The following is a 22559-nucleotide window of genomic DNA, read 5'->3' as shown; positions in this document are numbered from 1 at the left end:
CAGTGATGAAGGGCCCGAGCACATGCTCGGGCCCTTCGTCTGTGCCGGTCGCGGTACTGCCTCACCCATTCTGCTCGGACTGCTCGGACTGCTCGGCGGCACGGCCGAGGGGTACCGGGTAGAAGGCTCCTGCTGCCCTCTCCGTCCTACCCGAGACGCTTGGAGCTGTAGGCCCGCGGGGTGCGTACGCCGGGTCGCTGCAGCGGCACCCAGAGCTTGTACCGGTCGGCCCGGTAGTAGGACACCGAGTAGTCGATCATGGCCCGTGCCACATACGCGTGGCGCTGGATCTTCAGGAGCGGTGCGCTCATCTCCACATTGAGCAGGCGGGCTATGGACGGTGATGCGGCCGTGGCTTCGATGGTGTCCTCGCCCCACTCCATGACGAGCCCGTACTTCTCACTGAGCACGTTGTACAGCGAGGTGGGCGGAGGCCCATTGAGGATGCCCTGCACGCGGTGGGCCGGGATGAAGTTCTCGTCCACGCTCATCGGCTCTCCGTCCGCGAGCAGCTGCCGCCTGAACCTGATGACCGGTTGCCCGATCTCGATCTGGAGTTCCCGGGCCACGAGTGGTGTGGCCGCCTGCTGCTCGAAGCTGAGGACCCTCGCATCGGGCACCATCCCCCGGCGGATCATCTCCTCCGTGTAGGACGTCAGCTTCATCTGCAGATCGAGCTTGCTCCGCGAGACGAAGGTGCCCAGGCCCACGACCCGTTCCAGGATCTCCTCCGCGACGAGTGCGTCGATCGCCTGGCGGACCGTCATTCGGGCCACGCCGTAGTACTCACCCAGCCGGCGCTCCGAGGGTATCGCTGCCCCGGGTTCCCCGTGCTCCCCCACGTAGGTCCTGAGGCTCTCCCGCAGCTGCACGTGCTTGGCCTCCGCCGAGGCAGGATCGAGGCGCTCCGCGTCGAAGGGACGAGGCAGGATCATGGTCTGCCTCCCCGCTCTGCAGGTCGTCGATTCCGCGGCTTCCCCTTCGCGCCGGGCCTGATCGAGAGGGAGTGCTTAAACGACGGGAAGCCTGCCGCTGGCAGGCTTCCCGGACGGATACTGATCATTCGGTCAGTGGGCGTGGTCCCCACGGCTGTACTCGAACACCCAGCCGACGAGGGCGATCACTGCGAAACCCATCCCGATGTAGAGGATCCAGAATCCGACGGCCAGACCGAGGAAACCCGTGGCAGCGGCGAGGGACAGGGCCAGGGGCCACCAGCTCCACGGGCTGAAGTGCCCCTGTTCGCCGGAGCCCTCGTGGATCTCGGCATCGAGGCGGTCCTCCGGGCGCAGTCCCACCCGGTTGCCCGTGAACCCGAGATAGAACCCGATCATGCCCGACAGTCCGCCCGACAGGTACAGGGCCAGGAACCCCACGGGCTCCTGCCACTCGACGAGGACGCCGTACACGGTCCCGACCAGGAAGAAGAACGGGGTGAGGTAGGTGAAGAGCTTCGTCTCGATTTTCACGCGTTGGTGTCCTGTCGGTCGGCCGCCCCCATGAAGCCCGCAGCACTCTCATCGGGAGTGTGGGTCTGCTGCAGCTCCGGGTGGTGCAGGTCGAGTGCCGGGCGCTCCGAGCGGATGCGCGGCAGGGAGGTGAAGTTGTGCCGTGGTGGCGGGCAGGAGGTGGCCCACTCAAGGGACGCTCCGAAGCCCCACGGGTCGTCCACGTCCACCTTCTTACCGGTGCGCCAGGTGATGTACACGTTCCAGAAGAACGGGATCATCGAGGCGCCGAGCACGAACGATCCCACGGTGGAGAACTGGTTCATGGCGGTCCACCCGTCCTCGGGCAGGTAGTCCGCGTAGCGGCGGGGCATACCGTCCACGCCGAGCCAGTGCTGGATCAGGAATGTGGCGTGGAACCCGAGGAAGAGCATCCAGAAGTGGATCTTCCCGAGCCGCTCGTTGAGCATCTTGCCCGTGAACTTCGGCCACCAGAAGTAGAATCCGGCGAACATCGCGAAGACCACGGTGCCGAAGACCACGTAGTGGAAGTGGGCAACCACGAAGTAGGTGTCCGAGACGTGGAAGTCCAGCGGCGGCGACGCCAGGATGATGCCGGTCAGCCCGCCGAAGAGGAAGGTCACCAGGAAGCCGATGCTCCAGAGCATGGGCGTCTCGAAAGTGATCGACCCTCGCCACATGGTGCCGATCCAGTTGAAGAACTTCACCCCGGTGGGCACCGCGATCAGCATGGTCATGAAGGCGAAGAACGGCAGCAGAACCGCTCCGGTGACGTACATGTGATGGGCCCAGACGGTGACCGAGAGCGCGGCGATCGCGATGGTCGCGAAGACGATGCCCTTGTAGCCGAAGATCGGCTTCCGGCTGAAGACCGGGAAGATCTCGGAGACGATGCCGAAGAAGGGCAGCGCGATGATGTAGACCTCGGGGTGCCCGAAGAACCAGAAGAGGTGCTGCCAGAGGATCGCCCCACCGGCTTCCGGGTCGAAGATGTGGGCACCGAACCGACGGTCGGCTCCCAGGGCGAACAGGGCCGCGGCGAGGGGCGGGAAGGCCATCAGCACGAGGATGCCGGTGATGAGCGTGTTCCAGGTGAAGATCGGCATCCGCCACATGGTCATGCCGGGAGCACGCAGACAGATGATGGTCGTGATGAAGTTGACCGAGCCGAGGATGGTCCCGAAGCCGGACAGGGCCAGACCGAAGACCCAGAGGTCCCCGCCCACGCCCGGGGAGAAGGTGGTGCTGGACAGCGGTGCATAGGCGAACCAGCCGAACGACGCGGCGCCCTGTGGCGTGATGAAGCCGGACACCGCGATCGTGCTGCCGAACAGGAAGAACCAGAACGCCAGGGCGTTGAGCCGCGGGAAGGCGACGTCGGGGGCACCGATCTGCAGGGGCATGATGACGTTCGCGAAGCCTGCGAACAGCGGGGTGGCGAACATCAGGAGCATCACGGTGCCGTGCATCGTGAAGAGCTGGTTGTACTGCTCCTTGGTCTGCAGGATCTGCATGCCGGGCTCGAACAGCTCGGCCCGGATGATCAGCGCCATGACCCCGGCGAAACAGAAGAAGACGAAGGACGCGATCAGGTACATGTACCCGATGGTCTTGTGGTCGGTCGACGTGATCCAGTTGACGACGATGCGTCCCTTGGACCTCGGAACAACACGTGGAGCGGCGACGGTGCCGGCTTCCTCGAGGGTGTATTCGAAGGTGGACATCAGCTGCTGCTCCTGGCTGGGTCGGTGTCGGGATCATCATCCGGGTAGGAGTCGCGGTCGTACTCGTCTCCGAGCTGGCCGTCCTCGAGTTGTGCCATCTGTGCGTCGAACTCGGCCTGGGAGACCACCTCGACGTTGAACAGCATCTCCGAGTGGTACTGACCGCACAGTTCGGCACACTTGCCTGCGAAGGTGCCTTCCTTCGTGGGGGTCAGGTTGATGTAGTTGGTGCGGCCCGGGTACAGGTCACGCTTCTGCAGGAACGCCGGCACGAAGAAGGAGTGCTGGACGTCGCGGGCGTTGAGCTGCAGCTCGACCGACCGGTTGACCGGGAGGTAGAGGGTGGGGAGATTGTCGGGGACTCCCTCCTCGCCGTTCAGGTTGGCCTGCACTCCGGTGGAGTACTTGTCCTCCTTCACGTAGTTGAAGTCCCAGGACCACTGCTTGCCGCGCACATCGACGACCACGTCCGGGTCGTCCACGCGGGCATCGATCGTGGCGATGTCACGTTCCGTGAAGTAGAAGAACACCAGCACCATGAAGACCGGGATCGTCAGGTAGAAGACCTCGAGGGGCAGGTTGTAGCTGATCTGGCGCGGGTATCCCGTGTCGTTCTTGCGCCGGCGGTAGGCGACCATGCACCAGATGATCAGACCCCAGGTGATGAGTCCGACGATCGTCGCGGCGATCCAGGAATTCACCCAGAGGTCGGTCACGAGACCGGTGTGGTTGGTGTTGTCGCGGTCTGCCGGCAGCCAGCCCTTCTGGGCCTCTGCCGAGCAACCACTCAGTAGGAGAGCGCCGGCCAGCGAGATGCTGGAGATCTTCGCGATCCTGACGCTCCTGCTACCGGTTCGGTCCTGCGATCTCACAGACGGACCTTCCTTTTCTACGTGCGTTGCCACCCGCCCAGGAAGCTGTCCGGGGTGCACCTCCAGTTTTACTACTCACTGTAGAGCTTACCTGTACGACCGGCGATTCGGTGACATGGGAAGGGCCCGGAACCCGCCGTTTCGGCGAATTCCGGGCCCCGTCCTCGCGTGCTAGTGGAAGGAATCCCCGCAGGCGCAGGATCCGCCCGCGTTGGGATTGTCGATGGTGAAACCCTGCTTCGAGATGGTGTCCTCGAAGTCGATGGAGGCACCCGACAGATAGGGGACGCTCATCTTGTCGACGATGACCTCGACGCCGTCGAACTCGCGGACCGCGTCGCCCTCGAGGACGCGCTCGTCGAAGTACAGCTGGTAGATCAGGCCCGAGCAGCCTCCGGGCTGGACGGCGACGCGAAGTCGCAGATCCGTCCGCCCCTCCTGCTCGAGCAGGCTGCGAACCTTCCCGGCGGCCACCTCGGAGAGCTCCACCTCGTGGGCGGCGAGTTCTGCGGTATCCATGGTGGGTGCGGTCTCGGTGGGCGTGCTCATGGTGTTTCTCCTAGCTCGGACCTTCGGTGCGTCCGCTCTGAATGCCGCTGTCTGATGCGGCCTGGGTCAATTCTACGCCGGGCGCCTCACCGGGTGGAACGACCGGGAGGAGCCGTCCATTCCTCCCGGTCGTCCGCCGTGGACCCTACGGCCGCGTCAACGCGCCGTCGTCGATCCGCGCGAGGAGGATCGCCTCGGCCAGGATCGCCTTCCGGAACTCCTCGAGATGGAGGGATTCGTTCGCGCTGTGGGCCCGCGAGTCGGGGTCCTCGACGCCGGTGATGAGGATTTGCGCCGCGGGGAACACCTCGATGAGGTCCGCGATGAAGGGGATGGATCCGCCCATGCCTGCCTCGACGGCGTCGACCCCCCATGCTTCCCGGAGGGCCTCCAGGGCGGCCCGTGACGCCGGCTCGGAAGTGTCCGTTCGGAAGGGACTTCCCGTCTCCCCCGGAGTGAAGGTCACCTGCGCCCCGAACGGTGCATGCGCCTCGACGTGCGCCCGGACGGCGTCCATGGCCGCTGCCGGGTCCTGCCCCGGTGCGAGCCGCAGGCTGAACTTCGCGCGGGCCTGCGGCAGCAGGGTGTTGGAGGACAGTGCCACGCTCGGGATGTCCATCCCGATGATGGACAGTGCCGGCTTGTGCCACAGGCGTGAGGCGATCGAGCCGGTCCCGGCGAGTTCGACGCCGTCGAGCACCGATGCGTCGGACCGGTAGTCCTCCTCCCGATAGTCCACGGAGGCGTGGTCGCCGCCGGTGAGCCCGGAGACGGCCACGTCACCGGCGTCGTCGTGCAGGGTGGCGATGAGTCGTGCCAGGAGGGTCGGGGCGTCGAGCACCGGGCCGCCGAACATTCCCGAGTGCACGGCGTGCTCCAGCACCCGCACCTCGATGGTGCCGTCCACGAGTCCACGCAGGCTCGTGGTCAGGGCGGGCACGCCGACCTTCCAGTTGCTCGAGTCGGCGACGACGATGACGTCCGCCTCGAGATCGTCGCGGTAGGTCTCGAGGAAGGTGCGGAAGGTCGGCGAACCCGCCTCCTCCTCCCCCTCGATGAACAGGGTCACGCCGACGCCGAAGGAGTCACCAAGCACCTCGCCGAGCGCCCCGAAGGCCCCGATATGCGCCATGATGCCTGCCTTGTCGTCGGCTGCCCCGCGGCCGAACAGCCTGCCGTCACGTTCGGTCGCGACGAACGGCGGCGTCTCCCACAGTGCCTCGTCCCCCGGCGGCTGGACGTCGTGGTGGGCGTACAGCAGCACCGTCGGCCGACCCTCGGCGGCCGTGCGGCGGGCGACGACGGCCGGCCCGCCCGGGACGCCGTCGTTGTCGACCCGCAGGATCCGGACGTCGTCGATGCCCACGCCCCGGATCAGGTCGACCACGGCGTCCGCGCTGCGGTCGAGCTCGCTGGAATCGAAGGCGTCCCAGGCGATCCCCTGGATCGCGACGAGGTCCGAGAGTTGCTCGACGATGCGCGGGAAGGCGGCATCGACGCTGCTCCGCAGGAGGTCGGGGATGCGCGTCGTATCGTTCGATGGCGTGCTGGAGGTATCTGTCATGCCAGCACCCTATACACAGACCGTTCGGACGGAGCGTCCCGGTTCCCGCGACGGAGGTCCGGATCGCTCCCGGGCGGCCCCTCGTGTGCCTGGTGTGCCTCGTACGCCCCGACGGTCAGGGCGGGCCGGTGATCACCCGGTATCCTGAAGAGGTGTTCGGACGAAACAGAGAAGCCCCCCCTGCCCAGGAAGTGGTCGACAACGCTTCGAAGCTGCCCGAGGAGCGCCGCTCGCCCGGCAAGGGCGCACCCACGCCCAAGCGCAGCGTGCAGGAGGCCGCACGTCGGCGGCCCCTCGTGCCGGACGACCGCAAGGCCGCCCGGGACCAGAGCCGTTCCGTCGCGCGGGACGAGCGGGCACGGACGCGTCAGGCCCTCGACACCGACGACGAGCGCTATCTGCCGTTGCGCGACAAGGGGCCGCAGCGCCGCTACATCCGCCAGTTCGTCGACGCGCGCGTGAATCTCGGTGAGTTCCTCATGATCGCGGCCCTCTTCTTCGTGGTGCTCAGTTTCTTCCGGTCACTCACGGTCCAGAGCGCCGTCCTCATGGCGTTCTGGGTGCTCATCGTCGCCGTCGTCCTCGACACGATCGTGATGCGGCGGAAGGTGAAGAAGAGGCTCACGGAGAAGTTCGGGGAACCGAACCAGGGCGATCTCTGGTACGCGACCACCCGCGCGCTGCAACTGCGCCGGCTCAGGCTGCCCAAGCCGCAGGTGCGCCGGGGCGACTACCCGTCGTAGCCACCGACCAGGGGTGCACCCCGGCATCACACCCCGCGATCACACCCCGCGATCGCACCCGGGGGCGCGATCACACCGGGGCGCTCTGACGCGGCGCTGCCCTCGCTCGTCCCGGTCGATCGGGCCTCAGGCGGTCGATCGTACCCGTGCGGCCAGCGCACGATTGATCCGCCGCGCCCAGAAGGGCCCCTCGTAGAGGAAACCGGTGTAGCCCTGGACGAGTGTGGCCCCGGCCTCGAGCCGTTCCACGACGTCCTCGGCGCTCTCGATGCCGCCCACGCCGATGATGGCCAGCTCGGGACCCACGGCCGCCCGGAGACGGACGAGGACCTCGAGGGATCGCGCTCTGAGGGGGGCACCGCTGAGGCCGCCGACTCCCTGCGCGATGACGGTGTCCGGAGCGGTGCGGAGGTTCCCGCGCGTGATCGTCGTGTTGGTGGCCACCACGCCGTCGAGGCCGAGTTCCAGCGCCAGCGCACCGACGTCGTCGATGTCCTGGTCCAGCAGGTCGGGCGCGATCTTGACCAGGAGGGGCACGTGCCGGTCCGCGGCCTCGTCGGCCGTACGGCGCACCGCCTCCAGCAGGGGCCTCAGCTGTTCCACGCCCTGCAGGAGCCGCAGGCCGGGAGTGTTCGGTGACGATACGTTGACCACGAGGTAGTCGGCCACCGGCGCCAGTTCGCGCGCGCTCTCGAGGTAGTCCTCGACGGCGTCCGCGATGTCGACCGCCTTGGTCTTGCCGATGTTGGCGCCGACGATCGGACGCAGGCCCGAGCCGTAGCGGCGCTCCAGGGCACGCCGGGCCGAGAGGAGGCGCGGCGCCACCTGCGCGGCGCCGTCGTTGTTGAAGCCCATGCGATTGATCACCGCCCGGTCCTCGACCAGGCGGAAGAGCCGCGGCCTGGGGTTGCCGGGTTGGGCCCGGCCCGTGATCGTCCCGATCTCGACGTGGCCGAAGCCGAGCGCGGTGAGGGCCAGGACGCCGGTGCCGGCCTTGTCGAAACCGGCGGCGAGTCCGAAGGGCGAGGGGAAGTCCAGCCCGAAGGCGGTGGTGGCGAGGGACGCATCGGGGGCGCACCGCCGGCGCAGGACCCAGCCGACGGGTGTGCGGTCCACCATCCGGATGAGGGTGGAGCCGATCGTGTGGGCCTTCTCCGCATCCATTCCGGAGAAGGCGATCCGGAAGAACGTCGGGTAGATGCGCATGACTCCAGAATCCCATGCGCGCTGCGCACCTCCAAGTTCCGTCCCGACGGGCGGGGTAGGGTCGGGGCATGCCAGAGCCCTGGTCCGAGGACGTCCTCGGCGCGTCGTTCCGTTCGAAGACCCTTCCCCTCGAACCCGACGACGAAGGCCCGCGCGAGGCCACCCTCATCGCCTACGAACCCGACGGTCCGGTACCGGCCCCGGTCGCGGGCACCGGTCGGGTCCGGGCGGTGCTCTACCTGCACGGCTTCAGCGACTACTTCCTGCATGCCGAGCTCGCCCGGGCCCTGCACGGGCAGGGCTGGGCCTTCTTCGCGCTCGATCTGCACAAGTACGGACGCAGCCTGCGCCCGGACCAGACCCCGGGCTTCGCCACGTCGCTGGACGACTACGACGCCGATCTCGAGGCCGCACTCGGTGCGCTCCAGCACCGGCTGGACCAGCGCGCAGCGGTACCGGTTCCCGTCGACCTCGTCCTCATGGCGCACTCGATGGGCGGGTTGATCGCGGCGCTGTGGGCCCATCGGAACCCGGGTCGGCTCGCTGCCCTGGTCCTGAACAGTCCCTGGCTGGACCTGCAGGGCAGCGCACTGCTGCGCGCGGCCGCCCAGGGGATCCTCGGGACCGTCTCCCGCCGTCGGCCCAAGGCACGGATCCCGCTGCCCGAACTCGGGTTCTACTTCCGGAACATCAGCGACTCCCGCGACGGCGAGTGGCCCATCGATCCGGCGTGGCGCCCCGAGGCCGGGTTCCCGGTCCGCGTCGGCTGGCTCCGAGCCGTCCTCGCAGGGCACGCCGTCCTCGCCGACGGCGTCTCCATCGCGGTGCCGATCCTCGTGGTCTGCTCCCGGGCGTCCACCATCAGTGCCACGTGGAGCGAGGCGATGCGCCACACCGACAGCATCCTCGATGTCACCCCGATGGTGCACCGGGCCGCCGAACTGGGCGACGACGTCACGCTCCGGCGCCTGCCGGGAGCCCTCCACGACGTGTTCCTCTCCGAGCCGGCGGTGCGGCGTGAGGGCACCGCGGCGGTGCTGGGCTGGCTGGAGCACCGGGTCCCGTGACCCTGCGGCAGGTCAGGTGCCCGAGGCGGCCCGGTCCACGGCTCCCCCGTAGCGGCGGTCGCGCGCTGCGTACTCCTCGATCGCCCGCCAGAGGGTCCGGCGGTCCACGTCGGGCCAGAGCGTGTCCATGAAGACCATCTCCGCGTAGGCGGACTGCCACAGCATGAAGTTGGACAGCCGCTGCTCCCCCGAGGTGCGGAGGAACAGATCGACGTCCGGCAGGTCCGGTTCGTCGAGGTAGCGCTGGATCGTCCGCTCGTTCACGGACGACGCCTTGAGGGTGCCCGCGGCGACGTCCTCGGCGATGGCCCGCGCCGCATCGGCGATCTCGGCCCTCCCGCCGTAGTTCACGCACATGGTCAGGGTGCAGGTGCTGTTGTGGCGCGTGTACTGCTCGGCGTCCTCGAGTTCACGGATGACGGACTGCCACAGCCTGGGGCGTCGCCCGGACCAGCGGATCCGCACCCCCCAGGCGTCGAGCTGGTCCCGCTGACGCCGGAGCACCTCCTTGTTGAACCCCATGAGGAAGCGCACCTCCTCGGGGGACCGTTTCCAGTTCTCGGTGCTGAAGGCGTAGACGGACACATGCTTGACACCGATCTCGATGGCGCCCGCGACGACGTCGAGCAGCGCCGCCTCCCCCGCCCGGTGTCCCTCGGTCCGCGGCAGACCGCGCTCGTTCGCCCATCTCCCGTTGCCGTCCATGATGATCGCGACATGATCCGGCACGAAGGCCTGCGGGATGGCGGGCGCCTGCTCGCCGCTCGGGTGGGGCCACGGCGCGTCGGGACGGTGATCGGGACGGTGATCGGACTTCCTCATACCCGCTCCACGTGCTTCAGGGACGGCACGGAACGCTCCAGGTGCCACTGCAGATAGGCCGCGACCAGGCCCGCGCTCTCCCGGCGCGCACCGATCCCGGACGAGTCGGCGATGGCCCAGTCCCCCGTGAGGAGCGCCCCGAGCAGCTCCATCGCGGCGGCGGAGGGTGAGGCCGCCCCGGGCGGTCTGCACACGGGACAGACGGCACCGCCGAGGGGCGCCGAGAAGGCGCTGTGGGGTCCGGGTGCACCGCAGCGCGCGCAATCCGTGAAGCTCGGGGCCCATCCCGCCGTGGCCAGGGCCCGGAGCAGGTACGAGTCGAGGATGAGCTCCGCCGGGTGCAGATCGCGGCTCAGGGCGGAGAAGGCCCCGGCGACGAGGGCGTACTGGGCGCTGCCCGCCTCCGACAGGTCGGTGAGCCGCTCGGCGGTCTCGGCGATGGCCGTCGCTGCGGTGTAGCGCGCGTAGTCCGAGGCGATGCCGTAGCCGTGGGACCCCCTGGTCTCGGCCTGGGTGACGATGTCCAGGTTCCGGCCGTGTGCCAGGAGCAGGTCGACGGCCATGAACGGTTCCAGGCGCGAGCCGAATCTGCTGCTCGTCCTCCGCACGCCCTTGGCGACGGCGCGTACCTGACCGTGGTCCCGGGTCAGGAGCACGATGATGCGGTCGGCTTCGCCGAGCTTGTAGGTGCGCAGGACGACACCGTGGGTGCGGTAGGTACGTGACGCGGAGGACGAGGGCACCGCTCCATTGTCCCACCTGGCGCCCCCACGGACGCCGCCCGCCGCGCGGACGGCGTCCGAGGATCAGGAGGCGTCGCGGACGGCCCGGTTCGCCGCCGAGACCACGGCCTTGAGCGCGGCCATCGTGGTGTTCGCGTCGATCCCCGCGCCCCACAGCACGCGGTCGCCGATCGCGCACTCCACGTAGGCCGCGGCACGGGCATTCCCGCCGGAGGACAGGGCGTGTTCGGTGTAGTCGAGGACCCGCAGGTCCACGCCGTCCTGGCGCAGGATCTCCAGCAGCGCGTCGATCGGCCCGTTGCCCTGCGCCGAGCGGCGCTGCTGCACGCCGTCGACGACGAGGGTGGTGGCGAGCTTGAAGGATCCGTCCTCGGCCGTGTCGGTGTTCACCGACGTCAACGCATAGTGGCCCCAGGCGACGGCTCCGCCCTCGGCGCGGACCGGCAGGTACTCGTCCTGGAACACGGACCACAGCTGAGCACCGCTGACCTCGCCCCCCTGCGACTCCGTGCGGCGCTGGATGACGCCGGAGAACTCGATCTGGGCCCGGCGCGGCAGGTCCAGGCTGTGCTCGTTCTTGAGCAGGTAGGCCACACCGCCCTTGCCGGACTGCGAATTGACGCGGATCACCGCCTCGTAGGAGCGCCCGATGTCCTGCGGGTCGATGGGCAGGTACGGGACCGCCCAGGGCAGGTCCGCGGTTCCGACGCCTGCCTCCGCGGCGTCGCGTTCCATCCTGTCGAACCCCTTCTTGATCGCGTCCTGGTGGGACCCGGAGAACGCGGTGAAGACCAGGTCGCCACCGTAGGGTGAACGCTCCGGCACGGTGAGCTGGTTGCAGTACTCGGCGGTCCGGCGGATCGCGTCCATGTCCGAGAAGTCGATCTCCGGGTCGATGCCCTGGCTGAAGAGATTCATGCCGAGGGTCACGAGGTCCACGTTGCCCGTCCGCTCGCCGTTGCCGAACAGGCAGCCCTCGATCCGGTCCGCGCCGGCGAGGTAGCCCAGTTCCGCCGCTGCGACTCCGGTCCCGCGGTCGTTGTGCGGATGCAGCGAGAGGATGATGCTGTCGCGATCGGCGAGGTTACGGCTCATCCACTCGATCGAGTCGGCGTAGACGTTCGGGGTGGCCATCTCGACGGTGGCCGGCAGGTTGAGGATCATCTGGCGGTCGGACGAGGCCTCGAAGACCGCCGAGACCTCGTTGCTGATGCGGGCGGCGAACTCCAGTTCCGTCCCCGTGAAGGACTCCGGCGAGTACTCGTAGGTGATCTCGGTGTTGCCCATGTTCTCCTCGAACTTGCGGCACAGCCGGGCGCCCTGGAGCGCGATGTCGATGATTCCGTCCTGGTCCTGGTTGAATACGACTCGCCGCTGCAGGACCGACGTGGAGTTGTAGAGGTGGACGATCGCCCGGTCCGCCCCCTCGAGGGAGGCGTAGGTCCGTTCGATCAGGTGCTCGCGGGACTGCGTGAGGACCTGGATGGTGACGTCGTCGGGGATGCGGTCGCCCTCGACGAGCTGGCGGACGAAGTCGAAGTCCGGCTGCGACGCCGACGGGAAGCCGACCTCGATCTCCTTGTAGCCCATCCCCACCAGGAGGTCGAACATCTTGTGCTTGCGCTGGGGATCCATCGGGTCGATCAGGGCCTGGTTGCCGTCCCGGAGATCGACGGCGCACCAGCGCGGAGCCTTGGTGATGACGCGATCGGGCCAGGTCCGGTCCGGCAGATCCACCGTGATCAGGTCCTGGAACGGGCGGTACTTGCCGAACGGCATTCCGGATGACTGCTGTGCCTTGAGCATGGGGGCCTTCTCTTCTCGCGGAGCTGGGGTGCCGGTGGCCGGGCATGTCAGACACCGCGGCGAGGGTCGGCCGGTAGCTCGAACGTCTAGCTGGCCTCGCCGCGGCACCGAAGAAGAGTCAGCCGTGCACGCATGCCGTCACCCTAGCACGGGCCATAGGATGGCTTCTCAGGAGCGCCGGCCCACACATGCCGGTGCCATCGAGGAAACGGGAAGCGCCCATGACGATCAGCACACTCGACCCGAACCAGCTCGACACGGACGTCCGCCCGCAGGACGACCTGTTCAGGCACGCCAACGGGGTGTGGCTGCGTGACGCGGTGATCCCCGACGACCGGCCGCTGACCGGCTCGTTCACGGCGCTGCGCGACGCCTCCGAGCTCGCCGTCCGCACCATCATCGAGGAGGCTGCGGCGACCACCCGGGACAAAGCGGCGCCGGCGGCCGGCGATGCCGGGGCGAAGCTCGGCCTGCTGTACGCCGGGTTCATGGACACCGGGCGCATCGAGGCGGAGCGCTCGGCACCGGTCGCACCCCTGCTCGAGCGGATCGAGGCGACGACGTCGATCGCGGAGCTGGTGTCCCTGAGCGCGGGCCTCACCCGCTCGGGTGTCCAGGGCGTGCTCGCCCCATACGTCAGCAACGACGCCGGCGACCCGGAGCGCTATCTGCTCCACCTGCACCAGTCGGGCCTGGGACTGCCGGACGAGTCGTACTACCGCGAGGAGGGTTTCGCCGGGACACGCGCCGAGTACAGGGAGCTGCTCGCGACGCTGTTCGGGCTCGTCGGCACGCACGAGGCCGGGTCCGCCGCGGATCGTGTCCTGGCGCTCGAGACCCGCCTCGCCGCCTCGTCCATGGGGAGCGTGGAGCGCCGGGACCCGCAGAAGACGTACAACCTCCTGCAGCACGACGAGCTGACCGGCATGTCGGCAGTGCTCGGGCCCTGGCTGCGGATCGTCACCGACGTGCCCGGACAGACCGCCGAGGTGGTGCTGAACCAGCCCGACTTCGTCCGGGGCCTCGACACGGCCCTGGCCGAGGAGAGTCTCTCGGACTGGAAGCAGTGGCTGGCCAGCCGCGTCCTCCTGCATGCCAGCGACTACCTCGACGAACGGTTCGTGGAGGCGGCCTTCGCCTTCTACGGCACCCACCTGGCCGGCACGCCGCGCCTGCGGGAACGCTGGAAGCGCGGCGTCGCCCTCGTCGAGGGAGCCATGGGTGAGGAGATCGGCCGGCGTTACGTCCAGCGGCACTTCCCCGCGACCCACAAGGCGGCGATGCTCGACCTCGTGGGCAATCTGATCGGGGCCTACGAGTCGTCCATCGCGGCGCTGACCTGGATGACCGACACGACGCGCGAGCGTGCGCTGGCGAAACTCTCCCTGTTCAGCACCAAGATCGGCTACCCGGACGAGTGGATCGACTACACGCCCCTCGAGGTGAGACCGTCCGACCTGTACGGCAATGTCCTGCGGGCGGCCGAGTTCGAGCACCGCAGGCAACTGGACAAGCTGGGTGGGCCCATCGATCGCGGCGCATGGCTCATGACACCCCAGACCGTCAACGCCTACTACATGCCCACGATGAACGAGATCGTCTTCCCGGCAGCCATCCTCCAGCCCCCCTTCTTCGACATCGCGGCCGACGCCGCCGTGAACTACGGCGCCATCGGAGCGGTCATCGGCCATGAGATCGGTCATGGTTTCGATGACAAGGGCTCTCAGTTCGACGGGACCGGACGGCTGCTGAACTGGTGGAGCGAGGCCGACCGGGAGGCCTTCGACGCCCTGACCGGCCGGCTCGTGGACCAGTACGCCATGCTGGCCCCGGCCGAGGTGCCGGACCGGACGGTGAACGGTGAGCTGACCCTCGGGGAGAACATCGGCGATCTCGGCGGGCTGGGCATCAGCTACCGGGCGTACCTGCTCAGCCTCGGGGGCGAGGAGCCACCGGTCGTCGACGGCCTGACGGGCACCCAGCGGTTCTTCCTGTCCTGGGCCACGTGCTGGCAGCAGAAGATCCGGCCCGAGGAGGCCGCACGGCGCCTCACCGTCGATCCCCACTCCCCGAACGAGTTCCGTTGCAACCAGGTGGTACGGAACCTCGACGAGTACCACGAGGCCTTCGACGTCGCGGCCGGCGACGAGCTGTGGCTCGACCCCGGGGACCGCGTCCGCATCTGGTGACGCCCCGCGCTCCTGCTGCTCCCGTGCGGCCCCGGGGGGTCGCTCGGGAGCTCGGGTGCAGTTCTGCCGGTCCTATAAGTTCTACAGGTCCCACAGGTCCTACAGGCCGGACGACGCCTGGCAGGTCCTCTGCTCGGCCGTCTGGCCGTCGAGTTCGCTGGAGAGCGGCGGCCGGACCACCGTCGTGCCCGTGGCGAGATCGACGCCGACGACCAGCTGCACTCCGGAGGCGGTCCCGCTGAGCAGGACCTGGGAGGCCGGGACCCCGAAGCGCTCGGCGAGATCGCCTGCGGCGGTCTCGTACCCGGTGCCGAAGAGGATCTGGGTCTCCTCCGCCTGCTCGGCCTCCAGCGGGACCGCCTGGGTGTAGCCGGCGTCGAGGAGGAGCTCCTGGATCTCGCCCCCGCGATCGGGATCGTTCGTGGCGTTGAGGACGAGCACGGGGATGCTCGCGGGATCGATCGCGGGGACCTCCGCCGCCTCGGTGGTCGGTGCCGGCCCGGACGGTGCCGGAGTTCCCCCGGTGGGGGCGGTGTCCGTCGGCTCGGCGACGGGCGTCTTCTCGGACAGCCCCCGGTCCTGGCGGAGTGCCTGGAAGAGCGGCTCCGCCCGCTCGTCGTCGAGGACCAACCGGTTCGGATCCTCGACCCAGGGCCGGGTGGGTACCGTCACGAACGCGATCTTCCCCAGATCCACGTCCTTCAGGCGGTCGGCGATCTTCAGCAGCTCGGCCGGCCGGGAGAGTTCCTCGTTGACGGTCAGGTGCCGCGTGACGACCTCGGCGATGGAGTAGAGCTTCGGCAGGTTCGTCAGGGTCCCCTCGTCCTGCACCTTGCGGGCCATCGACGCCAGGAACGACTGCTGGGCCGCGATCCGACCGGCATCTCCCCCGTCGCCGAAGCTGTGCCTGGTCCGCAGGAAGGCCAGGGCCTGGTCGCCCTCCACCTCGCTGGTCCCCGCGGGCAGCGTCAGCCCGGAGTACTCGTCGTCCACCGGCTCCTCCACGCAGACCTCCACGCCGCCGAGCGTCGAGGAGAGTTCCTTCACCGCATTGAAGTCGGCCATCATGAAGTGGTCGATCGACAGGCCCGTGAGGTCGTTGATGGCCGCGACGGTGCACCCCGGTCCACCCTCGTTGAGCGCCCCGTTGAGTTGTCCCAGCTCCACGGCCTGCGACACCTCGTCCGTGTCCGGGCTGATGCACCGGGGCAGAGGCACGAGCAGGTCGCGGGGGAAGGACACCACCGTGACGTCCTCGCGATCAGCCGAGAGCGCCACCAGCATCATGACGTCGGAGTTGCCCTCGCCCGAGGAGAGGTCCTCGCCGCCGACGAACTCGCCGTCGTTACCCGTGCGGGTATCGGTGCCGAGGACGAGGATCTGGAGCGGATCGGTACTGGAATCGACGGGGAGGGCCGTCTCCTGCCCCTCGCCGAGATTCAGGGGCGAGGTCAGGACGTTCGACTGCAGCCGGATGACCTGGACGGCGACGAAGGCCATGGCTGCGAGCAGCACGGCGGCCAGCAGGATCGCGGTCAGGCGCAGACCGCCGTGGGTCCGCTCGTGCCGCAGGTGCCGCCCTACCGTCGACGCCCCCGCTGCCCCTGCTCCACCTGCGGGGTCACCGGCGGCGTCCGTGCCGTCGGGGGGCGCTTGGCCGGTCATGCCCGTGCTCCTTCACTGGATGGTCGTGGATCGTGTGAACGTTACCGCCGACACGGCCGGTCGGGTGCAAGGACACGGGTGCGTTCCCGTTCCGTTGCCGCGCGGGGCGTGCCTGACAGGGCGTCAGAATCCGAGCTTCACGAGCTGCTTGGGATCCCGCTGCCAGTCCTTCGCGACCTTCACGTGCAGATCGAGGTAGATCCTGGTTCCGAGCAGGGCCTCGATCCCGCGGCGCGCGACGATCCCCACGTCACGGAGCCGTGCTCCGCCCTTGCCGATGATGATCGCCTTCTGCGACGGCCGCTCCACGTAGAGATTGACGTGGACGTCGAGCATCGGGTTGTCCTCGCTGCGCCCCTCCCGCGGGATCATCTCCTCGACGACCACGGCGAGCGAGTGGGGCAGCTCGTCGCGCACGCCCTCGAGGGCCGCCTCGCGGACGAGTTCGGCCACCATGACTGCCTCGGGCTCGTCGGTCAGCTCGCCGTCCGGATAGAGCATGGGCGAGACCGGCATGAACGTGCTGAACACCTCTGCCACGGTGTCCACCTGGACCCCGCCCGACGCGGAGACCGGCACGATGTCGGCCCAGCCGTCAGCGCCCGCCACATCCGTCCCGAGCTTCGCGACGGCGAGGAGCTGCTCGGTCAGCGCCTGGCGGTCCACGAGATCGGTCTTCGTCACCACGGCGATCACCGGCTTCCGCCGGAGCCGGGCGAGCTGCTCCGCGATGAAGCGGTCACCCGGCCCGATCTTCTCGTTGGCCGGCAGGCAGAACCCCACGGCGTCGACCTCGGCGAGGGTGTCCGCGACCAGATCGTTGAGCCGCTGCCCCAGCAGGGTGCGCGGGCGGTGCAGGCCCGGGGTGTCGACGAGGATCAGCTGGCAGTCGTCACGATTGACGATGCCGCGGATGGTGTGGCGCGTGGTCTGGGGCTTCGCCGACGTGATAGCGACCTTCTGCCCCACCAGTGCGTTGGTCAGGGTGGACTTGCCCGCGTTGGGCCGTCCGACGAGCGAGACGAATCCGGCCCGGTACTCAGCGTCGCTCATGGTCTGCCTCTGCTTCTTCTCGCTCGGCGTGCTCGGATTCTTCCGGAGGGAGGCGGTAGGCGACCACGTGGGAGACCCGGTTCCGTCGGCCCTCCACGCGCTCCGCCCGCAGCCCGATACCGTCAATTGTGACCTCTGATCCCACGATCGGCACCCTGCCGAGGGTCTTGGCGAGCAGTCCGCCCACCGTGTCCACCTCCTCGTCGTCGAGATCGAGGCCGAACAGTTCCCCGAGGTCGTCGATCCCCATGCGGGCGCTGACGCGGTACCCGGCGTCGTCGAGCTGCTCCTGCTCGGGGACCTCGGAATCGTACTCGTCGACGATCTCCCCCACGATCTCCTCGATGAGGTCCTCGAGTGTCACGAGTCCGGCGGTGCCGCCGTACTCGTCGATGACGATCGCGACGTGCGTGGACTCGCGCTGCAGTTCCCGCAGGAGGTCGCCGACGGCCTTGGACTCCGGCACGAACCGCGCCGGCCGCGCCACGACGTCGACCGAGCGGGAGAGGTTCGACGCCGGGCGCCCGTGGAGATCCGCGACGACGTCCTTGAGGTACAGCAGGCCCTTGATGTCGTCGGAGCTCTCCCCGATCACGGGGATCCGGGAATAGCCGGAGTGGAGGAACAGGGGCATGGCCTCGCTGAGCGTGGATCCGGAGTCGATGGTCAGCATGTCGGTGCGCGGGACCATGACGGAGCGGACCTTCGTGTCGCCGAGTTCGAACACGGAGTGGATCAGCTCTGCCTCGTTGTCCTCGATCATCTCCGCGTCCGAGGCCCGCGAGAGCAGCTCACGGAACTCCTCCTGCGTGAAGAAGGCCGCCTCGTCACGGGCCGCACCGGGGGTGACGGAGCTACCGACGCGCACCAGCCAGCGCGGGATGGGGCCGAGGACGGCGGCGAGCACGGCGACCGGACCTCCGGTCAGCCGGACCACGGTGGCCGCGTGCACCCGGCCGAGCTGGCGGGGTGAGATGCCGACGATCGCGAAGCCGACCAGCGCCATCACCGCGGTGGCCAGGAGCCCCGCGAGCCAGATGCTGTCCAGCAGGTCGTGGAACAGGATCGCGACGGCGACGGCGCCGGCCATCTCGAACCACACGCGCCAGAACCGCAGCGCGTGCATGTGGGCGACCGGGGCGTCGAGGATCCGACGCAGGGAGGACCTGCCCGAGTCCTGGACGAGGGCAACACCTTCCTGTCGGGGGAGATAGACGAAGGCTGCCTCGGCAGCCGTGACGAGAGCAGCCGTCAGGGTGAAGAGCAGGCCCAGGAGTGCGAGGAGCCAGATGGTCAAGCGCGGGTCTCCTTCGGCGCCCGGCCACCGAGGAACTCGGACAGGAGCTGACGCTGGAGATCGAACATCTCCTTCTCCTCCGCGGGCTCGGCGTGATCGTAGCCCAGCAGGTGGAGGACACCGTGGGTGGTGAGCAGGAGCAGCTCGTCGTCGGTCCCGTGGCCGGCAGCAGCGCCCTGGGCGGCGGCGACCTCGGGGCACAGGACGATGTCGCCCAGCAGTCCGGCAGGGGTCACCTGACCGGGCGCGCCCGGGCGCAGCTCGTCCATCGGGAAGGAGAGGACATCGGTGGGACCCGGCTCGTCCATCCACTCCACGTGCAGTTTCTCCATGGCGGCGGTGTCCACCAGGATGATCGACAGCTCGGCCTCGGGGTGGAGGAAGAGGGACTCGAACAGGAAGCTGGCGAGGCTGACGAGGGACTCGGCGTCGACGTCGTGGTCCGTCTCGTTGTTGACCTCGACGCTCATCGCCCGGCCGCCGTCCGCATGATCCGGTGCTGCCCGGCGCGCTGCTCCTCGTCCCACACCCCGTAGGCCGCGACGATGTCGCCGACCAGCCGGTGGCGCACCACGTCGGAGGCGTCGAGCTCGCTGAAGTGGACGTCGTCGACGTCGTGGAGGATGTCGCGCACGATCCGCAGGCCCGAGCTCGTCCCGCTGGGCAGGTCCACCTGGGTGACGTCGCCGGTGACGACCATCTTCGACCCGAAGCCGAGGCGCGTCAGGAACATCTTCATCTGCTCCGGCGTGGTGTTCTGCGCCTCGTCGAGGATGATGAACGCATCGTTGAGGGTCCTGCCGCGCATGTAGGCCAGCGGAGCCACCTCGATGGTCCCTGCCGCCATGAGGCGGGGGATGCTGTCGGGATCCATCATGTCGTGGAGCGCATCGTAGAGCGGGCGGAGATACGGGTCGATCTTGTCGTTCAGCGTTCCCGGGAGGAAGCCGAGCCGCTCCCCCGCCTCGACCGCCGGGCGCGTGAGGATGATCCGGTTGACCTCCTTGTGCTGCAGGGCCTGGACGGCCTTGGCCATTGCGAGGTAGGTCTTGCCGGTGCCGGCAGGGCCGATCCCGAAGACGATGGTGTTGTCGTCGATCGCATCGACGTAGGAGCCCTGGTTCTGCGTCTTCGGGCGGATGGTCCGCCCCCGCGAGGACAGGATGTTGACCGACAGGACGTCCGCGGGCCGGACGGCGCTCTGGGTCTTGAGCATGGTGACGAGCTGCCCGAGGACCTGGGGTGTCACCGTGGCATTGTTGCTGGCCATGGTGCGGATCTCCCCGATCAGGCGCTCCGTCCGCAGCACGTCCGCGGACGGCCCGGTGATGGTCAGCTCGTTGCCGCGGGCCTGCAGTCCGACGCCGGGGAACGAGTCCTCGATCAGGCGGAGGGCCTCGTCGTTGGATCCGAGCGCCTGTACCATCTGCTCCGTGGAGTCGAAGACGAACGTCCTGCTGTCCAGCCCTGCCGTGTTGATGCCTGATGAAGATTCGCTCATAGTTCGGCCGTGCGGCCTCTGATCGCCCCTCGTACGAGTAGTTGCGCTGATGGATGGTGCTGCGGCCGCGCCGCACCGACGGGCCCGGATCCACCGGGGCAGTCGTACACCGCGCACAGCACAATGTTACGGCATGGGCCCGCCGCGGCAGGAGGGTTCCGGAGGAGCGGAACCGGTCCGCGCTCCGGACGGCAGGCCCCGACGGACCGTGCGGATCGCGAAGCGGTGACGAATGCATATCGATCGGGTTGCACATCGTCCACATCCCGGCGATCGGCGTCCTGACAGCATCCGGCCTGTGCCAAGCTGGGACGGATCCGGGGAGCGGCCGAGGCCGCCCTGACCGACGCGCCGCGAAAAGCCGCTCGACTCCCCGGATCACCCTGTCCTCCTCAGGGACACCGGCACCTGCCGTGTCCCGTCGACCGAACCGCGTTGCGCCCGAAGGAAAGGGGCCGGTATGAGCGAGCCCGATCCCCTCCGGACGAAGAGACTCGGCCTCGGGGGCATCCTGCTCGTCACGGGCGCGGTGCTCGTGGCCGGAGCGGTCTTCGTGGCTCCGGCGGTGGGCCCGCTCGACGGCACAGCAGTGACCACGGATCTGACCGCGGCGCCCACACCGGAACCGACGATCGGATCCGGGACGACGTCGTCCGCAGGCGCGACCCGGACCGCGGACACGGCTTCCTCCCCGGCCGGGGAGACGGGTCCGCTCGTCCCCGTCTACTGGGTGGGTGAGAGCGGTGGCGTCGAACGCCTGTTCCGGGAGTTCCGCAGATCACCCGCCGGTGCCTCCGGCGACGCCATCTCGGACGCCGTGCACCTCATGACCTCGGAGGATCCCCTCGACCCGGACTACCGCTCGCCGTGGAGTCCTGCCTCCGAGGTGAGCTCCTCGATCTCCACGGACAACGTCATCACGCTCGACATCTCCGCGGACGCCTTCGACGGGCAGCTCGGCGAGGACGAGGCACTCCTCGCCGTGCAGCAGCTGATCTACACCGCCACGGCGGCGGCCTCGGACGCCGGTCTGATCCGGGGAGGCGAGGCGAGCTCGGTGATCGTCCTCGTGGACGCCACCGCCGGTTACCGGGCCTTCGGCTCCGTCGATCTCGGCGGCGAGTGGTCACGCGACGCCTCCGTCCTCGCGCCGGTGTGGATCATCGACCCGCAGGAGGGCGTGGGGCTCGACGCCGGTACCCTGACGGTCCACGGGGTGGTCTGGGCGCCACGGAGCTCGGCGACCTGGAGCATCCTCCCCCTGCAGCGGGGCCGCCCGGACCCGGGCCGCCCCGTCAGCGAGGGAGTCGTGGGCATCGGCGGGGACGACGCCGCGGGGACCTATTCCTTCTCCGTCGATCTTCCCCCCGGCCGCTACGAGATCACCGTCTCCGTCCCCTTCGAGGGCAGGGTGGCGGCGGATTCGTCCACCGTCGTCGTCGGATGACCGACGGTAGCGCCGCACGGGTATGACCGCCGATAGCGCCGCGCCGCCGTGATGCGGCGGCCCCGGCCCGGCCTACCAGCGCCCGAGCAGGTGGTTCAGGAGGACGAGGGCCGCGGGGCCGGCCGTGGAGGACCGCAGCACATGGGGACCGAGTCGGGCCGCCGTGGCCCCCGCCGCCTGCAGGGATCGCAGCTCCGCCGTGCTGATCCCGCCCTCGGGCCCCACCACCACGGCGGTGGTGGCCACGTTCCCGGTCCTGCCGGTCTCCCGTAGCACGGAGATGCCCCGCTCGAGCGAGGAGGCGGCGTCCTCGTGGAGGACGATCACGTGGTCGAGCCCGGAGGCCCAGCGTACGAGCCCCGCGGTGTCGACGAGTGCCTGGACCTCCGGCACGAAGGACCGGCGGGACTGCTTGGCCGCCGCCGCGACGAGCGACTGCCACTTCAGGCGCCCCTTCTCCGTCTTCTCGCCCCGCCAGCGGACGATGCTGCGCTCGGCGTGCCACGGGACCACGGCGTCCACGCCGAGCTCGGTCGCCGCCTCGACCGCCTGCTCGTCGCGCCCGCCCTTGGCGAGGGCCTGGACCAGGACGAGACGCTGCGCGGGCTCCGGATCCTGCCCGGCGGAGTCGATCCCGATCTCGAGCGTGCCTGCTCCGACGCCGGTGACACTGCCGCTGATGCGGTAGCCGGCACCGTCGGAGACGTCGACCCGCTCCCCCGGTCCGAGTCGGCGCACCGTGGCCGCGTGGCGGCCCTCCTCACCGTCGAGCACGAAGAGCTCGCCGGGCACGGCGGCCCGGACGGCCTCCCGCGGGGCGAAGAAGAGGGGCTGCGTCACGA

At 69.0% G+C, this 22559-nt stretch carries 20 protein-coding genes; 4 read left to right on the top strand and 16 right to left on the bottom strand.

What is annotated here, in order from left to right:
• Positions 1-146: 146 nt before the first annotated feature.
• From Q0747_RS05470 to Q0747_RS05445, 6 genes are all read right to left on the bottom strand, one after another.
• On the bottom strand, positions 147-935 hold the full coding sequence (locus Q0747_RS05470) for a GntR family transcriptional regulator (RefSeq protein WP_298252405.1): 789 nt from the start codon (positions 933-935) through the stop codon (positions 147-149).
• Positions 936-1067: 132 nt separating this feature from the next.
• Entirely contained in the window at positions 1068-1469 is a 402-nt protein-coding gene (locus tag Q0747_RS05465) for a cytochrome c oxidase subunit 4 (RefSeq protein ID WP_298252403.1), read from the bottom strand.
• Positions 1466-3193 (bottom strand): cytochrome c oxidase subunit I, encoded by a 1728-nt coding sequence (gene ctaD, locus Q0747_RS05460; protein ID WP_298252401.1) that lies wholly within the window; start codon positions 3191-3193, stop codon positions 1466-1468. The genes Q0747_RS05465 and ctaD overlap by 4 nt, the downstream gene beginning before the upstream one ends.
• A complete protein-coding gene (coxB, locus tag Q0747_RS05455) occupies positions 3193-4065 on the bottom strand; it encodes a cytochrome c oxidase subunit II (protein ID WP_298252400.1) in 873 nt (290 codons plus the stop codon). The genes ctaD and coxB overlap by 1 nt, the downstream gene beginning before the upstream one ends.
• A gap of 171 nt (positions 4066-4236) precedes the next feature.
• Complete coding sequence (locus Q0747_RS05450; protein ID WP_298252398.1) at positions 4237-4614, bottom strand: iron-sulfur cluster assembly accessory protein; 378 nt, start codon at positions 4612-4614, stop codon at positions 4237-4239.
• A 145-nt stretch (positions 4615-4759) separates the two neighbouring features.
• Positions 4760-6178, bottom strand: a complete 1419-nt coding sequence (locus tag Q0747_RS05445; RefSeq protein WP_298252396.1) for a dipeptidase — start codon at positions 6176-6178, stop codon at positions 4760-4762.
• 191 nt (positions 6179-6369) lie between these two features.
• On the opposite strand from Q0747_RS05445, the gene Q0747_RS05440 reads away from it, so the two are divergent.
• On the top strand, positions 6370-6921 hold the full coding sequence (locus Q0747_RS05440; RefSeq protein ID WP_367277671.1) for a DUF3043 domain-containing protein: 552 nt from the start codon (positions 6370-6372) through the stop codon (positions 6919-6921).
• A 126-nt stretch (positions 6922-7047) separates the two neighbouring features.
• Here Q0747_RS05440 and Q0747_RS05435 read toward each other — a convergent pair whose 3' ends face one another.
• Entirely contained in the window at positions 7048-8127 is a 1080-nt protein-coding gene (locus Q0747_RS05435; protein ID WP_298252392.1) for a quinone-dependent dihydroorotate dehydrogenase, read from the bottom strand.
• 68 nt (positions 8128-8195) lie between these two features.
• Between Q0747_RS05435 and Q0747_RS05430 the strand changes: the two genes are divergently transcribed.
• Positions 8196-9194 (top strand): alpha/beta hydrolase, encoded by a 999-nt coding sequence (locus Q0747_RS05430; protein ID WP_298252390.1) that lies wholly within the window; start codon positions 8196-8198, stop codon positions 9192-9194.
• A 12-nt stretch (positions 9195-9206) separates the two neighbouring features.
• On the opposite strand, the gene Q0747_RS05425 is transcribed toward Q0747_RS05430, so the two are convergent.
• From Q0747_RS05425 to leuA, 3 genes are all read right to left on the bottom strand, one after another.
• Positions 9207-10016 carry an isoprenyl transferase gene (locus Q0747_RS05425; protein WP_298252388.1) on the bottom strand — a complete coding sequence of 270 codons (810 nt, stop codon included), beginning with the start codon at positions 10014-10016 and terminating at the stop codon, positions 9207-9209.
• Positions 10013-10759 (bottom strand): DNA repair protein RecO, encoded by a 747-nt coding sequence (recO, locus tag Q0747_RS05420; RefSeq protein ID WP_298252386.1) that lies wholly within the window; start codon positions 10757-10759, stop codon positions 10013-10015. The genes Q0747_RS05425 and recO overlap by 4 nt, the downstream gene beginning before the upstream one ends.
• 63 nt (positions 10760-10822) lie before the next feature.
• Positions 10823-12565 carry a 2-isopropylmalate synthase gene (gene leuA, locus Q0747_RS05415; RefSeq protein WP_298252384.1) on the bottom strand — a complete coding sequence of 581 codons (1743 nt, stop codon included), beginning with the start codon at positions 12563-12565 and terminating at the stop codon, positions 10823-10825.
• Positions 12566-12786: 221 nt separating this feature from the next.
• Between leuA and Q0747_RS05410 the strand changes: the two genes are divergently transcribed.
• Positions 12787-14754 carry a M13 family metallopeptidase gene (locus tag Q0747_RS05410; RefSeq protein WP_298252382.1) on the top strand — a complete coding sequence of 656 codons (1968 nt, stop codon included), beginning with the start codon at positions 12787-12789 and terminating at the stop codon, positions 14752-14754.
• A 99-nt stretch (positions 14755-14853) separates the two neighbouring features.
• On the opposite strand, the gene Q0747_RS05405 is transcribed toward Q0747_RS05410, so the two are convergent.
• The 5 genes from Q0747_RS05405 to Q0747_RS05385 all read right to left on the bottom strand — a co-directional run bounded on the left by Q0747_RS05405 (position 14854) and on the right by Q0747_RS05385 (position 20270).
• On the bottom strand, positions 14854-16419 hold the full coding sequence (locus tag Q0747_RS05405; RefSeq protein WP_298252380.1) for an LCP family protein: 1566 nt from the start codon (positions 16417-16419) through the stop codon (positions 14854-14856).
• 123 nt (positions 16420-16542) lie between these two features.
• On the bottom strand, positions 16543-17472 hold the full coding sequence (gene era, locus Q0747_RS05400) for a GTPase Era (protein ID WP_298252378.1): 930 nt from the start codon (positions 17470-17472) through the stop codon (positions 16543-16545).
• Positions 17459-18769, bottom strand: a complete 1311-nt coding sequence (locus Q0747_RS05395; protein WP_298252376.1) for a hemolysin family protein — start codon at positions 18767-18769, stop codon at positions 17459-17461. Before Q0747_RS05395 ends, era begins: the two co-directional genes overlap by 14 nt.
• Positions 18766-19239, bottom strand: a complete 474-nt coding sequence (ybeY, locus tag Q0747_RS05390) for an rRNA maturation RNase YbeY (protein ID WP_298252374.1) — start codon at positions 19237-19239, stop codon at positions 18766-18768. The genes Q0747_RS05395 and ybeY overlap by 4 nt, the downstream gene beginning before the upstream one ends.
• Positions 19236-20270, bottom strand: coding sequence for a PhoH family protein (locus Q0747_RS05385; RefSeq protein WP_298252372.1), 1035 nt, complete (start codon positions 20268-20270; stop codon positions 19236-19238). The genes ybeY and Q0747_RS05385 overlap by 4 nt, the downstream gene beginning before the upstream one ends.
• A 460-nt stretch (positions 20271-20730) precedes the next feature.
• On the opposite strand from Q0747_RS05385, the gene Q0747_RS05380 reads away from it, so the two are divergent.
• Entirely contained in the window at positions 20731-21717 is a 987-nt protein-coding gene (locus Q0747_RS05380) for a GerMN domain-containing protein (RefSeq protein WP_298252370.1), read from the top strand.
• A gap of 72 nt (positions 21718-21789) precedes the next feature.
• Here the strand turns inward: Q0747_RS05380 and Q0747_RS05375 are convergent, their stop codons facing one another.
• Positions 21790-22557, bottom strand: a complete 768-nt coding sequence (locus tag Q0747_RS05375; RefSeq protein ID WP_298252368.1) for a 16S rRNA (uracil(1498)-N(3))-methyltransferase — start codon at positions 22555-22557, stop codon at positions 21790-21792.
• Positions 22558-22559 lie beyond the last annotated feature (2 nt).

Source organism: uncultured Arthrobacter sp., from assembly GCF_947493765.1.
In the GTDB taxonomy this organism is placed as follows: domain Bacteria; phylum Actinomycetota; class Actinomycetes; order Actinomycetales; family Micrococcaceae; genus Arthrobacter_D.
The sequence above is the reverse complement of the archived record's forward strand: the minus strand, read 5'-3'. Positions and strand labels throughout refer to the sequence as shown.